This window comes from Streptomyces mabaensis (assembly GCF_053763515.1).
The window spans coordinates 176,379-189,206 of record NZ_JBSOPZ010000005.1; the positions used below are offsets into that span (position 1 = coordinate 176,379).

Genomic DNA, 12,828 nt, shown 5'->3' on the forward strand with positions numbered 1-12,828 from the left:
CTGAACGGCGGTGCCGGTGAGCTGGTCACGGTCACCACGGGTTCGCCTCGGCTGCCCCGCGCACACGACCTCACTGCTCGCTCCTGGCGCCGCGCTGCCCGGTCCGGCGGCGTGCACGGGCGTGCGGCGGCGCACCTGTGGGCCGGCTCCTGGGCCTGGGGACACTCTTCTTCGCAGGTGGCCGCCTGCGTACGGGCTCGGCGTGTGCCGGGGCCTCCCGCTGGTCCCGCTCCCTGCGCAGACAGCGGCGCAAGGCCTCCGGGTCCAGGCCTTCGTTGCAGGCGTGGTGCAACAGCTGGGCGAAGTGGTAGTCGGGGTCGACGCGCAGCGCCACGCCCAAGGTGACGCGGGCGCCGGGTTCGTCGCCGGTCGACCAGGCGACCCAGCCGGCCAGCGCGAGCGGCGCCGCGCCGTGCTCCGCGTACGGACCCACACAGCGGCGGGCCAGTGCTCGCCAGAGCCGCAGCGCGGGCTGCGCCTCGGAGCCCTCCATCCATTCCGCGGCGATGTCACGGGTCACCCGGTCCTGGAGGCCGAGGATGACCGTCGCGGCCTCGTCATGGGTGAGCAGCGCGTCGTCCCAGCGGTCCGCATCCAGCCCGGCCGCCGGGGCTGGTGCCCCTTGGAACCTCCTCATCAGCTCCCGGGCCAGCCCGAGCGTCTCGGAGCCGACCTGTGCGCGGTCCGCCCCGTCGAGGATTCTGGGCACCAGGGCGGCCCCCGCGGCGTCCAGCGCGCACTCCTGCTCCACGGCCCCGGGGCCGTCCCAGGGCGCCAGCCGCTCTTCCATCTCCTTCAGCGACCCGCGCACCTGCATTCCGGCGTATGTGGCCGCCGCGGCCATGACCGACGTACCGGGGAGGGCCAGCGGGTTCCCCTCCGGCGGGCAGCACCGGGTGTCCGGACAGCAGAAGGACCAGTAGCGGCCGGCGGAGATGCAGAGAGCCTCCAGCACCGGCACCTCCAGCGCCCCGCACGCGGTGCGCAACTGCTGGGCGAGCGGCCGCAGCCGCTCCACGACCTGCCGGCCGGTTTCGCCCTCGGCCGGGTCCTGGCAGAGGAAGACGATGATGCCCTCGGGGCGCGCGCCGCGGCGTTCACTGCCGGTCACCAGGCAGTCGGCGAGCTGTTCGGCGGTCTGCGTCCACTCCCCGGGAGCGGTGGGGATGCCGAGCCGCAATCGCCCGCCGAAGCGGCCTCGGCTCCCGTGCAACGCGACCATCACGATCGATTCGGTCGGGTGGAAGCCCATCAAGTACGGCAGGGCGTCTGCGAGTTCGGCCGGGCTGCGCAGGGTGATCTGCTGCTCAGGGGACGGCCCGATGGATTCTTGGTGCTTGGTCATGGCACGACGGTCCCGCGCCAACCCGCGTCTCGCGACCCCTGTGGATAAAGTTATCCACAGGCTGTCGCTCTCATTGGGCATTGTCGGAGCCATCAGGTTGCATGGGGACATGAGCAACGCAGACCTCAGGTCCTCGGCCGATTCCGTTCTCGCCCGCCTCGTCGGTGACCCCACCGGCGGCGCCCGGCTGCGCGAGGACCAGTGGCGGGCGATCGAGGCGCTCGTCGCAGACAAACGCCGGGCCCTCGTCGTCCAGCGCACCGGCTGGGGCAAATCCGCGGTGTACTTCGTCGCCACCTCGCTGCTGCGCGAGCGGGGAAGCGGCCCGACGGTGATCGTCTCTCCCCTGCTCGCGCTCATGCGCAACCAGGTCGACGCCGCGGCACGGGCCGGGATCCGGGCCCGGACCATCAACTCCTCCAACCCGGAGGAGTGGGAGACGATCCAGGCCGAGGTCGCTGCGAGCGACGTGGATGTTCTGCTGGTCAGCCCCGAGCGACTGAACAATCCCGAGTTCCGTGACCAGGTGCTGCCCAAGCTGGCCGCCGCCACCGGCCTGCTGGTGGTCGACGAGGCGCACTGCATCTCCGACTGGGGCCACGACTTCCGCCCCGACTACCGACGGCTGCGCACCATGCTCGCCGATCTTCCGCCCGGGGTCCCCGTGCTCGCCACGACAGCGACCGCGAACGCCCGCGTCACCGCCGATGTCGCGGAACAGCTCGGTACCGGGGCGGGCACCGACGCTTTGGTGCTGCGCGGTCCGCTGGACCGCGAGAGCCTGAGTCTGGCCGTCCTCCGCCTCCCGGACGCCGCCCACCGGCTGGCCTGGCTCGCCGACCATCTCGGCGAGCTGCCGGGGTCCGGGATCATCTACACCCTCACGGTGGCCGCGGCCGAGGAGGTCACCGCGTATCTGCGCCAGTGCGGGCACACAGTCGCCTCGTACACGGGCCGGACGGAGAACGCGGAGCGGCAGCAGGCGGAGGAGGATCTGCTGGCCAACCGGGTCAAGGCGCTGGTCGCCACCTCCGCGCTGGGCATGGGATTCGACAAACCCGATCTCGGGTTCGTGGTCCACCTCGGTTCTCCGTCCTCACCCATCGCCTACTACCAGCAGGTCGGCCGGGCCGGGCGCGGTGTGGAGCACGCGGAAGTCCTGCTGCTGCCCGGCCAGGAGGACGAGGCGATCTGGAAGTACTTCGCCTCGGTCGCCTTCCCGCCGGAGCAGCTGGTGCGTCGCACCCTCGACGTGCTCGCGCAGGCCGGCAAGCCGGTCTCGCTGCCTGCCCTGGAGCCGCTGGTGGATCTGCGGCGCACGCGGCTGGAGACGATGCTCAAGGTCCTCGACGTGGACGGCGCGGTGCAGCGGGTGAAGGGCGGCTGGACGTCCACGGGCGAGCCGTGGGTGTACGACGCGGAGCGCTATGCGTGGGTCGCGCGGCAGCGGTCGGCCGAACAGCAGGCGATGCGGGACTACGTGGCGGCGACGGGCTGCCGGATGGAGTTCCTGCGCCGTCAGCTCGACGACGAGGAAGCGGCACCCTGCGGGCGCTGTGACAACTGCGCGGGCGCCCGGTTCACGGACGCGGTGTCCACGGCTGCCCTGGACACCGCGCGCGGGGAGCTCGGCAGGCCGGGTGTGGAGCTGGAGCCCCGGCGGATGTGGCCGACCGGTCTCGCCGCGGTGGGGGTGGACCTCAAGGGTCGTATCTCCGCAGGTGAGTTGGCCTCTCCCGGGCGCGCCCTGGGCCGGCTCTCCGACATCGGCTGGGGGAACCGGCTGCGCCCGATGCTCGCTCCGCAGGCCCCGGACAGGCCGGTTCCGGACGATGTCGCGCAAGCCGTCGTGAGTGTGCTCGCCGACTGGGCGAAGGGGCCCGGGGGCTGGGCGTCGGGAGCGGAGGACGCCCCGGCCCGGCCCGTCGGTGTGGTCACCGTGGCATCGCGCACCAGGCCCGAGCTGATCGGTTCTCTGGGCGAGCGGATCGCCACCATCGGCCGGATGCCGCTGCTCGGTTCCGTGGAGTACGCCCCCGGGTCCCCGGAGGGCCGGGTTCCGGCGTCCAACAGCGCGCAGCGGGTGCGGGCGCTGCATCAGGCACTCATAGTGCCGCCCGCACTGACCGACGCACTCGCCGCGGCCGGTGGCCCGGTCCTGCTGGTCGACGACCTCTCGGAGAGCGGCTGGACCCTCGCGGTGGCGGCCCGGCTGCTGCGCAGGGCCGGTGCGGAGGAGGTGTTTCCGCTGGTCCTCGCCGTTCAGGGATAGGGTCTGTCCGGCCCTGATCCGCCGGACAGTCCCTAGGCGATGCGTCGACGGTGGCAGAGTGGGGCAGGGATATGAGAGGCATACCGACTGAATCCGGTCGGTCGTTCCAATTGCTCGTTGCCGCAGACTACCGGGCCCGCAAGAATTGGAAGCGCTCCCCGCACGGCCGGTTCCCGGTTCGCCAGGGCTGTGCCGCGGTGCGCCCCCTCACTCAACCCTGCCCGCATTGTGGGCGCGTAGCCGAAGGGAGGACCGTGACCTTCGGATTCGCTCCGTCCGCAGCAGCGTCGATGCCCGCGTCCGCCGATGCCGCCAACCGCCTCGGCCGGATGCTCGAGCCCGCCGAATGGGCCGGCGCAGGCATCCCGTTGCTGCGCAATCCGCGTGAAGTCGTCAGCGGCCTCCACGCTCGGCACCGTCCGACCCCGTCGACCGCGGTGATCGCCGTCCTCGGACCGGAGGAACGACTCGCGGCCAGCGCCTCGTTCACCCGGCGCGCGATCGCGGCCGACGGATGGGAGTACCGCAACGCACTGCTGGCGCAGCTCCGCCGGGTCATCCCGCACGACCTGCGCCGCCGCACGCCCGTACGGACGGCCGTGCTGCTCTACTGCCGCGACGGGGACGAGCGCTGGACCGAGGAGGACGGTGCGTGGATGTGGGGGCTGCGGGACGCCTGCACCCTGCACGGGCTGCGCTGCGGCGCGTACATCACGCTCACGCGCGGCGGCTGGCAGGTACTCGGCGAGGGCCGCGGCGGCCGCCATCCGAGCTCTGAATCGCGCCCCGGCCGACTGGCGGACACGGGTGGGGAAAGAGACCCCGCCCCGCTGCGTACGGGCGGAGGTTCGGCCGAGGCGCTGCGGCGTACCGCTGCCCGCTGACCGCGCGGCAGACCTACGCGTCGCCACCCGGCGAGCGCGCCGGCGGCGAGTACCGCACACGCACCACCGCCCGGCCGCCCTCACAGCGATGAAGGGCCACCGGGCGGCGCAGGCTCCGCCGGAAGGGGCAGGCGTCAGACGCCCGCGCCGAGCACCGCGTTGATCTGCTTCGGGTCACCGCAGACGACCAGCAGCGCGCCGGCGCGGCCCAGGGCGACGGGCAGCGCACGCGCGGCCTCCTCGTCGAGGCCGCCGTTGGCGGCGAAGACCACCACGGGACGGGCGGCGGCGCGGCCGGCGACGGCGGCATCGGCGTAGAAGACGTCGTCACGGGCGTCGTGCTGGGCCCAGTAGGAGGCCTCTCCGAAGGACAGCTCGTGCGCTGCCCACGGGTGCGGCTCGCCTGTGGTCAGCACCAGGATGTCGCCCGGCGCACGACCGGTGTCGAGCAGCAGGTCGACGGCTTCCTCGGCAGCGTCGAGAGCGCCGTCCGGGGAGGCCGGGATCAGTTGGATCTGCGGCACGGCGCGGGCGGCCGGCGCGGCGGCCGGACCAGGCCTCACCGGCTCGCGCGGCGTGCGCTGCGCGGGCGGTGCGGGCCTGGCGGGGCCGGGGCGTCCCTGGCGCGGTACTGCGGCCGGACGCGGACCAGGTACGGGACGAGGGGTCGGCGCGGTGCGGCTTGCGGCCGGCGTGGCGCGGGGACCCTGGGCACTCTCGTGAATCTGAGGCTCCTCGGGGATGGGAGGCATGGGTGGATGTCTATCAAACGCCGGTACGAGGCGTATCGGCGGGTGGGTACATAAGTGCGATCAGAAGTCGAAGCCGAGTTGGCCCCCGGTTTCCAGTTCGCATGCTTCCGTACCCATGCGGACCTTCTTGAGGTGCCGCCACCGGGGCAGCGCGTCGAGATAGGACCACGAGAGCCGGTGGTACGGGGTCGGCCCCCACTCCTCCAGCGCGGCCCGGTGGACCGGCGACGGATAGCCGGCGTTGGCCGCGAAGGCGAAGTCTGCATGTTTCTTGCCCAGTTCGGCCATCATTTTGTCGCGGCGGACCTTGGCGATCACGGACGCGGCGGCCACAGCCACGCACGACTGGTCGCCCTTGATGACCGTACGGACCCGCCACGGCCCGCCCAGGTAGTCGTGCTTGCCGTCGAGTATCACCGCGTCCGGCCGCACCGGCAGCGCCTCCAGCGCCCGCACCGCGGCGAGCCGCAGCGCCGCGGTCATCCCCAGCTCGTCGATCTCCTCGGGAGAGGCGTGGCCGAGCGCGTGCGCGGTGACCCACTGCTCCAGGTGCAGGGCCATCTCGCCGCGCCGCTTCGGGCTGATGAGCTTGGAATCGGTGAGCCCTTCGGGTGGCCGGCGCAGGCCTGTGATCGCCGCGCAGACGGTGACCGGACCGGCCCAGGCCCCTCGCCCGACCTCGTCGACCCCGGCAATGATCTTGGCTCCGGTGGTGGCGCGAAGGGAGCGCTCGACGGTGTGGGTGGGTGCTTCGTACGGCATGGCGCCAGCAAGGTTACGCCGCCCGGGGCGGGCCGCGACACCCCGGGCGTCAGTCGGCCCGCGAGCGGAGCAGCGGCACCATCACCTGATCGATCAATCCGGCGATGTCCGCGTCGCCCCATTCGCTGCCGCACACCTTGGAGCGGTACATCATCATCGCGGGAATGACGTCGAAGACCAGGTCACCGGTGGCATCGGGACGGACGTCACCCCGCTCAACCCCGCGTCGCACCACCTCACGGAAGAGGCCGTTGGACGGTTCGATCACACCTCTGACGATCAGCCCGTGGAAGCGCTCGGCGCTCGCGCTGTCGCACTCGTGAAGCACCGCGCGGAGCGCGAAGCCGGGTCGCGAGAACATCGCGTCGCGCACCTTCCGGCACAGCTGATAGAGGTCCTCGCGGACGGAGCCGCAGTCGGGCGCCTGGTCGAGTCTCGGCAGCCCGGCCTCCAGGGCGTCGGCGACGAGGTCCTCCTTCGAGGGCCAGCGGCGGTAGATCGCGGCCTTGCCGGTCTGCGCGCCGGCGGCGACACCTTCCATCGTCAGACCGTTCCAGCCGACCGTGCTCAGCTGCTCGAGCGCGGCCTCGAGAATCGCGCGCTCCAGTACCGGACCGCGACGGCGCATGGAGGCCGGCTGGGCATGAGCGGTTGTCCAGCGCGAAGCAACCATCTGTATCTCCATCGGGAGCTCTAGTGAACGCTTGCGTTCACTGACGGGGACTCACTACCGTAGTTGACAGTGAACGCCACCGTTCACTAACTCACTTGTGGGGGAACCATAGTGACAACTTCTCAACTAGCGACACCACACAAGCCGGGCGCGGCCCGGCGGGAGGGGCGTCCCGGAGTCGCGCTCACCGTCATCGCCGCCTGCCAGCTGATGGTGGTGCTCGACGCGACGATCGTGAACATCGCCCTGCCGCACATTCAGGACGCGCTCAGCTTCTCCACCACCGATCTCTCCTGGGTCCTCAGCGCCTACACCCTCACTTTCGGTGGGCTGTTGCTCCTCGGCGGCCGGGCCGGCGACATTCTGGGCCGCCGCCGCGTCTTCCTGGCCGGCATCCTGATCTTCACCCTGGCCTCGCTGCTCGGCGGATTCGCGCAGGAGCCCTGGCAGTTGCTCGCGGCCCGGGCGCTGCAGGGCGTCGGCGGCGCCATCGCCTCCCCGACCTCGCTGGCACTGATTACGACCACTTTCCCCGAAGGCCCGGAGCGGAACCGGGCGTTCGGCGTGTTCGCCGCTGTCTCGGCGGGCGGCGGCGCGATAGGACTGCTCGCGGGCGGGATGCTCACCGAGTGGCTCGACTGGCGCTGGGTGCTCTTCGTGAACGTACCGATAGGCATCCTGATAGCAGTCCTCACTCCGCTCTACATCAGCGAGTCGGAGCGCCACCCCGGCCGGTTCGACGTCGCGGGGGCGTTGACCTCCACGGGCGGTATGGCCTCGCTGGTGTACGGATTCATCCGCGCGTCGGAGGAAGGCTGGCGGGACACGGTCACCCTGGCGTCCTTCGGAGCGGCGGTCGTGCTGCTGGTGGCATTCGCTCTGATCGAGTCGCGGGCGCGGGAGCCGATCACCCCGCTGAGGATGTTCGCCGACCGCAATCGCTCGGGCACGTACGTGATCATGCTGAGCCTCGCGGCGGCGATGTTCGGGATGTTCTTCTTCATCGTGCTCTTCGTGCAGAACGTGCTGGGCTACACACCCATCCAGGCGGGTCTCGCCTTCCTGCCGGTGACCGTGGCAATCGTGGCGGGCGCGGGGCTGTCGCAGCGTTTCCTGCCGGTGCTCGGGCCGAAGCCGTTCATGGTGACCGGTTCGGCACTGACCGGTCTGGGGCTGGCCTGGCTGACGCTCATCGACGACGGCAGTTCGTACGCGGGCGGGGTGCTCGGCCCCATGGTGCTGTTCGGCTTCGGCATGGGCCTGAACTTCGTCACGCTCACCCTGACCGCCGTCTCGGGGGTGGCGCAGCACGAGGCGGGGGCGGCCTCGGGGCTGCTCAACGCGACCCAGCAGGTCGGTGGCTCGCTTGGGCTCTCGATCCTGGTCACTGTCTTCGGTACGGCAAGCAGGAACGAGGCGGAGCAGCAGATTCCGGGGTTCATGGCACAAGCGACCCCGGAGCAGAAGGCGGAGTTCGCCAAGTCCCACGAGCTGCCGCCGCCGTGGGGGCACGAGATGCTCACGCAAGGCATATCCACCGCGTTCATGGCGGGTGTGGGCATGGTGGCACTGGCCCTGCTGACCGCGGTGCTGGTGATCCGGGTGCGCAAGAGCGACCTGGCGGCGCTGAACGGTACGGCGGCCGAGGCCGGGCCCATGGCGTGACGCGGCGGCGGCCGGGGCGTCCACCCGGACGGCCCGGCCGTGAACACCGGTCCGGTATCAGCGCGCGCCGCCGTTTCGGTACGTCATCGGGTCGGTACGCGTTGCGTCGTTACGCGTCGGGTCAGTACCCGTACCCGTCGGTGGAATCCCGGAACGTGCCCAGCTCACGGCAGGTTTCCCAGTCCGCCTTCAGGGGCCGCTCGTTGAGGATGACCCGGGCCCGGTACTCGCCCAGGCTGGTCGCGTACCAAGGCTCGTCACCGCTGGCGGCCAGGGCGTCGTTGATCCCGCGCAGAGCGCAGGAGCGCAGGGGCTCGGGCAGCTTGTCGAGAGCAGGCGCGGCGTCCGCGGAGAGGCTCTGGAGGTAGGCCAGATCAACGAGTTCGCCGTCCTCGGTCGCCTCCCGGCCGTCCGCGGTGTCCGGCCGGGTGTCGGAAGTGCCCTGCGGCGTGCCCTCCTGGCCGCCCGCCCGGCCCGCCACGAGACGCTCGTAGCGTGCGACGTTCTGGTCGGCGACCAGGGCGTCCGGGGAGACCAGACCGAACGCGAGCACCGCGGCGGCGCCACTCGCCGCGACCGCCCGCGGCAGCCAACGCGCCCCGAGCGGGCGCCCGGCGGCTCCGCCGCGCGCCCCGGCCGCCATGATCAGGACGATGACGAGGCCCAGCCACATTTCCATGGCGGCGACCGACACCCGCAGCCGGGTCAGCCCGTACTCATCGACATACAGGTCCATGCGGCGCAGGGCGGAGACGACCACCACCAGGGTGAGCAGGCAGAGCACACCGAGGACCGACCGCACCAGCGTGCGGTCGCGCGGTCGGCCGCGCGGCGCCCAGCGCAGGGCCCCCGCGATGACGGCAAGGGTGAGCAGCGTCGCCCAGAGCAGCTGCCAGAAGCCCTGTCGCGCGTATTCGGCGTAGGTCAGGCCGGTCTGGCTGAGCACCTTGTCGTATCCGCCGAACAGGACCGTCAGCTGCACGGCGATGAAGGCCGCGAACAGCACGTTGAGCACGATCAGCGGAAGCGCCCACTCCATCCGCCCGCGCGCCCGCCCCGGCTTGACCTCGATCCGGTCCCAGCGCAGCGGCGCGGCAGCGGTGTGCGCCGCGGCGAGAGCGCCGAGCAGACCGAGGAGGAACAGGAAGAACCGCCACGGGCCGTCCGCCACCGAGACGTCCGGGACGAGTCCGCCGAGCAGGCCGGCGAAGGCGGCGTCGGCTCCCGCGAACAGGGCGCCAAAGACGACCAGCAGCACTGCGGCCACCAGGGTCGTACGGACGATGGGCCCCCAGCGGTCCTTCGAGCCGGCCGCGCGGTCGCGCAGGCCCTGCCAGGCCCAGCCCATTCCGGAACCCAACGATCCGAGGATGCCGAGCGGGCCAATCAGGACACCCAGCCAGCTGCGGCTGCCGTGCAGGGCCAGGGAGCCGAGTGCCAGCGCCGATACGACGGCGAGGAACACCGGCCAGCCCGCGTCACGCAGCGCGGGCACCCAGAGCAGGGCGAGCCCGCCGAACGCCCAGACCGCCGTCCACGGGCGCAGCCGGCGGCCCGCTGCCTGTGCCGCGAAGAAAGCGGCCAGCGCGGCGGGCACAGCGACCAACACGATGCTGAGCCCCAGGCCGTCGCCCAGCAGCAACGCGCTGAGCAGGGCGGTGGCCAGCACCGACCACAGGGTGGCCGGACGGATTGCCGCGGGGTCGGCGGCACTCACGGCGGCGAGCCACTCGGGCGACTCCGTCCGCGGAGGCTGCCAGACCGCTTGCTGGCGCGGCCGGTAGGGATCCGCAGCGGAGGCCGGCTGAGACGCGGGCCCCGCCGCAGGTTCCGGCCCCGGCCCCGCCGCAGGCCCTGGCCCCGGTCCCGGGCCCGGCGTGGATTCCGGCCTCGGCGTCGGCACCGCGTCCTGCGGCTCATCACCGGGCGCAGCCCCTGCGGGTGATGTGGACGATGATTCGGTCACGGGACCCCCTCCCGACCAGGTCCCGCACCTCGGCAAGGCAGGCGTACGACCCGGTGTCTCGTCGGCGACCGCCCCTCAAGATCACGAAGCGGCGTGGCCGACAGGCTAGACCGGACAGCGCGGAACCCCCGGCTCCGGGCCAGGGCTGTGGCAGGACCGTGACAGTCGAAGCCGACCGCCGGACAGGCGGCCCCAGCACCCCCCGCGGGTTCAGACCGCCCCGACGGGCGTCCAGTCCGGCAGGTCCTCGGTCTGTTCCAGCCACTTCGCCGGCGGCGGCGCGCTCCGACCCGCCGCGACCACCCCGCCGACGATGGCACAGGTGGTGTCCACATCTCCGCCCACCTGGGCCGTGGTCCAGAACGCCTGCTCGAAGTCGTCGAGACTCCTCGCCGCGGACCACAGCGCGAACGGAACGGTGTCGTGCGCGCTGGTGCGCCGTCCACAGCCGAGGACCGCGGCGACCGTACCGGCATCGTCGTAGTCGAGCATGTCCCGGGCCCGGCGCAGCCCCGCCCCGACGGCGCTCCGCGGTACGAGCGCGATCACGCCGTCCAGGAGGTCCGCCGCGGCGGGCGGACCGGCCGGGGACGCGGCGAACGCGGCAGCAGCGGCCACGGCCATCGATCCCACCACCGCCTCTCGGTGCTGGTGGGTGGTGTAGGCCGAGATCTCCGCCTGGTGCGTGGCCTGCTCGGGATCGTCCGCGTACCAGGCACCGAGCGGAGCGATGCGCATCGCGGCGCCATTGCCCCAGGAACCCTGGCCCTTGAAGAGCGCGGAGGCGAGCTCACGCCAGTCGCCACCCTCCCGGATCAGCCGCAGCATCCGGTTGACCGCGGGGCCATAGCCGCGGTCGAAGTCGTGATGGTCGGCGAACGAACGCGCGAGCGCGTCCTGGTCGATACGGCCGTGCGAGACGAGCACCGCCAGCACGGAGCAGGCCATCTCGGTGTCGTCCGTCCACTGCCAGGGCGCGGGCGGCACATCGCGTCGCTTGAGGAGCGGATAGTTCGCGGGGACGAAGAACTGGGAACCCAGGGCGTCCCCCACTGCCAGTCCACGCAGGCTGGCCAGGGCGCGTTCGAAGCGTCGGTCGGGAGAGGAGTCAGCGGTCATCGCACAGCCACTCTAACCGGTGACGTCATACGGCTCCGGGGTGCACCAGCGTTCGAACGGACGGTCAAGGTAGTAGCGACCCCGCTGGTCCAGCAGGAGCATCCGGGACTCCCCGTTGCCGGGGTTGGACAAGGACTCGAACTCGGCGACCGACCAGTGGAACCAGCGCATGCAGAACAGCCGCATGGTCAGCCCATGAGTGACCAGCAGCACGTTCGGCGGGTGGTCGGGCGCCTCGAAGCTGCGGAAGAGGCTCTCGAGGAAGGCGCCCACCCTGTCGTACACATCGGCCCCCGACTCACCCTGGGCGAAGCGGTAGAAGAAGTGCCCGTAGGAGTCCCGGTACGCCTTCTGTCGCCGTACGTCCTCATGGTCCTGCCAGTTCCCCCAGTCCTGTTCGCGCAGCCTCGGCTCCTCCCGGACCCGGACCAGGGCGGGGTTGAGCCCGAAGGCACCGAAGGTCTCCAGCGTCCGCCGGTACGGGGAGACATAGGCGCTGACACGCTCCTCCCCGAACAGCTCCCGCAGCCGCTCCCCCGCCTCCTGCGCCTGCCGCCGCCCGGTCGCGGTCAGCCGAAGCGCGTGGTCCGGCACCCGCTCGTACACGGAGTCGTCGGCATTGCCCACCGACTCTCCGTGTCTGACGAGAACGATCCGCCGCGGTCGTGCCATGTCTCGACCCTAGAACGGACCCGGCCCGGCCGAGCAGCCGCCGGGCCCCCATCCGGCGTAGGGCGGCCACAGGCCCCGGGTCAGGAGGACGGTCACACCGTCCAGGACGGTTCGAGCTCCACCACGTCTCCGGCCAGCGCCGCGACATCGGCATCCGTCTGCGCGCGCAGTGAGAGCCGCTCCACCCGCTCCGCACGGTACTTGCCGTGCTCGGCCGCCGCCTTCCACATCGACAGCACCAGGAACTCATGACCCGGCGCCTCGCCGAACACGCCGCGCAGCATGCCCGGGGATCCGGCCATCGCCGGGTTCCAGACCTTCTCCTGCATCAGCGCGAAGTGCTCGACACGATGGGCGTGGACCCGGCAGTGCGCGACCCGCACCACGTCGGCGTCCGTGAACCGCGGCTCGAAACCGGTCTTTACATCGAAGCGGTAGTCGAACAGCTTGACTTGTATGTCCTTGTACGTCCCACTCTGCGCGGCGGCGAGCCGGTCGTGCGAGCGCGCCATGAAGGAGTCGTAGAACGCCCGGCTCTCCCAGAAGGCGAACACATGGGCCACCCCCTGCCGCCCCCTGCTCCACCCTCCGCCCTGTCCCCGGAATCCCGGCTCACCCAGCAGCCCCGCCCATTTCCGCTGCCCCCGCTCGAAACCTCGACGGTCCACCACGGTGCAGCGAATCCACTTGACCAGCACCGCGCCATCGTACGGCGCAG

Annotated in this window: 11 protein-coding genes; 3 read left to right on the forward strand and 8 right to left on the reverse strand. The window is 71.7% G+C overall.

Going from position 1 to position 12,828, the window contains the following annotated elements; genetic code table 11:
• Positions 1–70: 70 nt before the first annotated feature.
• Positions 71–1,345, reverse strand: a complete 1,275-nt coding sequence (locus tag ACWV17_RS06540) for a DUF4192 domain-containing protein (RefSeq protein ID WP_455358849.1) — start codon at positions 1,343–1,345, stop codon at positions 71–73.
• Between the two features lie 109 nt (positions 1,346–1,454).
• Here ACWV17_RS06540 and ACWV17_RS06545 point away from each other — a divergent pair, with 109 nt between their 5' ends.
• Together ACWV17_RS06545 and ACWV17_RS06550 are read left to right on the forward strand one after the other, a co-directional pair.
• Positions 1,455–3,617 carry a RecQ family ATP-dependent DNA helicase gene (locus tag ACWV17_RS06545; protein WP_455358850.1) on the forward strand — a complete coding sequence of 721 codons (2,163 nt, stop codon included), beginning with the start codon at positions 1,455–1,457 and terminating at the stop codon, positions 3,615–3,617.
• Between the two features lie 254 nt (positions 3,618–3,871).
• Complete coding sequence (locus ACWV17_RS06550) at positions 3,872–4,501, forward strand: hypothetical protein (protein ID WP_455356627.1); 630 nt, start codon at positions 3,872–3,874, stop codon at positions 4,499–4,501.
• A 134-nt stretch (positions 4,502–4,635) separates the two neighbouring features.
• Here ACWV17_RS06550 and ACWV17_RS06555 read toward each other — a convergent pair whose 3' ends face one another.
• The 3 genes from ACWV17_RS06555 to ACWV17_RS06565 are packed head-to-tail and all read right to left on the reverse strand — an operon-like array spanning position 4,636 to position 6,688.
• Entirely contained in the window at positions 4,636–5,253 is a 618-nt protein-coding gene (locus ACWV17_RS06555; protein WP_455358851.1) for a hypothetical protein, read from the reverse strand.
• A gap of 60 nt (positions 5,254–5,313) precedes the next feature.
• The gene (locus tag ACWV17_RS06560; RefSeq protein ID WP_455358852.1) at positions 5,314–6,015 is read right to left on the reverse strand and encodes a ribonuclease HII; all 702 of its coding nucleotides are present in this window, start codon (positions 6,013–6,015) and stop codon (positions 5,314–5,316) included.
• Between the two features lie 49 nt (positions 6,016–6,064).
• Positions 6,065–6,688, reverse strand: a complete 624-nt coding sequence (locus ACWV17_RS06565) for a TetR/AcrR family transcriptional regulator (protein WP_455358853.1) — start codon at positions 6,686–6,688, stop codon at positions 6,065–6,067.
• A 111-nt stretch (positions 6,689–6,799) separates the two neighbouring features.
• Between ACWV17_RS06565 and ACWV17_RS06570 the strand changes: the two genes are divergently transcribed.
• Complete coding sequence (locus ACWV17_RS06570; RefSeq protein WP_455358854.1) at positions 6,800–8,353, forward strand: MFS transporter; 1,554 nt, start codon at positions 6,800–6,802, stop codon at positions 8,351–8,353.
• Between the two features lie 121 nt (positions 8,354–8,474).
• On the opposite strand, the gene ACWV17_RS06575 is transcribed toward ACWV17_RS06570, so the two are convergent.
• The 4 genes from ACWV17_RS06575 to ACWV17_RS06590 all read right to left on the reverse strand — a co-directional run bounded on the left by ACWV17_RS06575 (position 8,475) and on the right by ACWV17_RS06590 (position 12,808).
• A complete protein-coding gene (locus tag ACWV17_RS06575) occupies positions 8,475–10,355 on the reverse strand; it encodes a DUF4153 domain-containing protein (RefSeq protein ID WP_455358855.1) in 1,881 nt (626 codons plus the stop codon).
• A gap of 174 nt (positions 10,356–10,529) precedes the next feature.
• Positions 10,530–11,438: an ADP-ribosylglycohydrolase family protein gene (locus ACWV17_RS06580; RefSeq protein WP_455358856.1), complete on the reverse strand. Its 909-nt coding sequence runs from the start codon at positions 11,436–11,438 to the stop codon at positions 10,530–10,532.
• A gap of 12 nt (positions 11,439–11,450) precedes the next feature.
• Positions 11,451–12,110 carry a histidine phosphatase family protein gene (locus ACWV17_RS06585; RefSeq protein ID WP_455356620.1) on the reverse strand — a complete coding sequence of 220 codons (660 nt, stop codon included), beginning with the start codon at positions 12,108–12,110 and terminating at the stop codon, positions 11,451–11,453.
• Positions 12,111–12,202: 92 nt separating this feature from the next.
• Complete coding sequence (locus ACWV17_RS06590) at positions 12,203–12,808, reverse strand: YdbC family protein (protein ID WP_455358857.1); 606 nt, start codon at positions 12,806–12,808, stop codon at positions 12,203–12,205.
• Between the last annotated feature and the right edge of the window lie 20 nt (positions 12,809–12,828).

Coding starts and splice junctions, on each gene's coding strand:
- ACWV17_RS06540 (WP_455358849.1), bottom strand. CDS start 1,345: ATGACCAAGCACCAAGAATCCATCGGGCCGTCCCCTGAGCAGCAGATC.
- ACWV17_RS06545 (WP_455358850.1), top strand. CDS start 1,455: ATGAGCAACGCAGACCTCAGGTCCTCGGCCGATTCCGTTCTCGCCCGC.
- ACWV17_RS06555 (WP_455358851.1), bottom strand. CDS start 5,253: ATGCCTCCCATCCCCGAGGAGCCTCAGATTCACGAGAGTGCCCAGGGT.
- ACWV17_RS06560 (WP_455358852.1), bottom strand. CDS start 6,015: ATGCCGTACGAAGCACCCACCCACACCGTCGAGCGCTCCCTTCGCGCC.
- ACWV17_RS06565 (WP_455358853.1), bottom strand. CDS start 6,688: ATGGTTGCTTCGCGCTGGACAACCGCTCATGCCCAGCCGGCCTCCATG.
- ACWV17_RS06580 (WP_455358856.1), bottom strand. CDS start 11,438: ATGACCGCTGACTCCTCTCCCGACCGACGCTTCGAACGCGCCCTGGCC.
- ACWV17_RS06585 (WP_455356620.1), bottom strand. CDS start 12,110: ATGGCACGACCGCGGCGGATCGTTCTCGTCAGACACGGAGAGTCGGTG.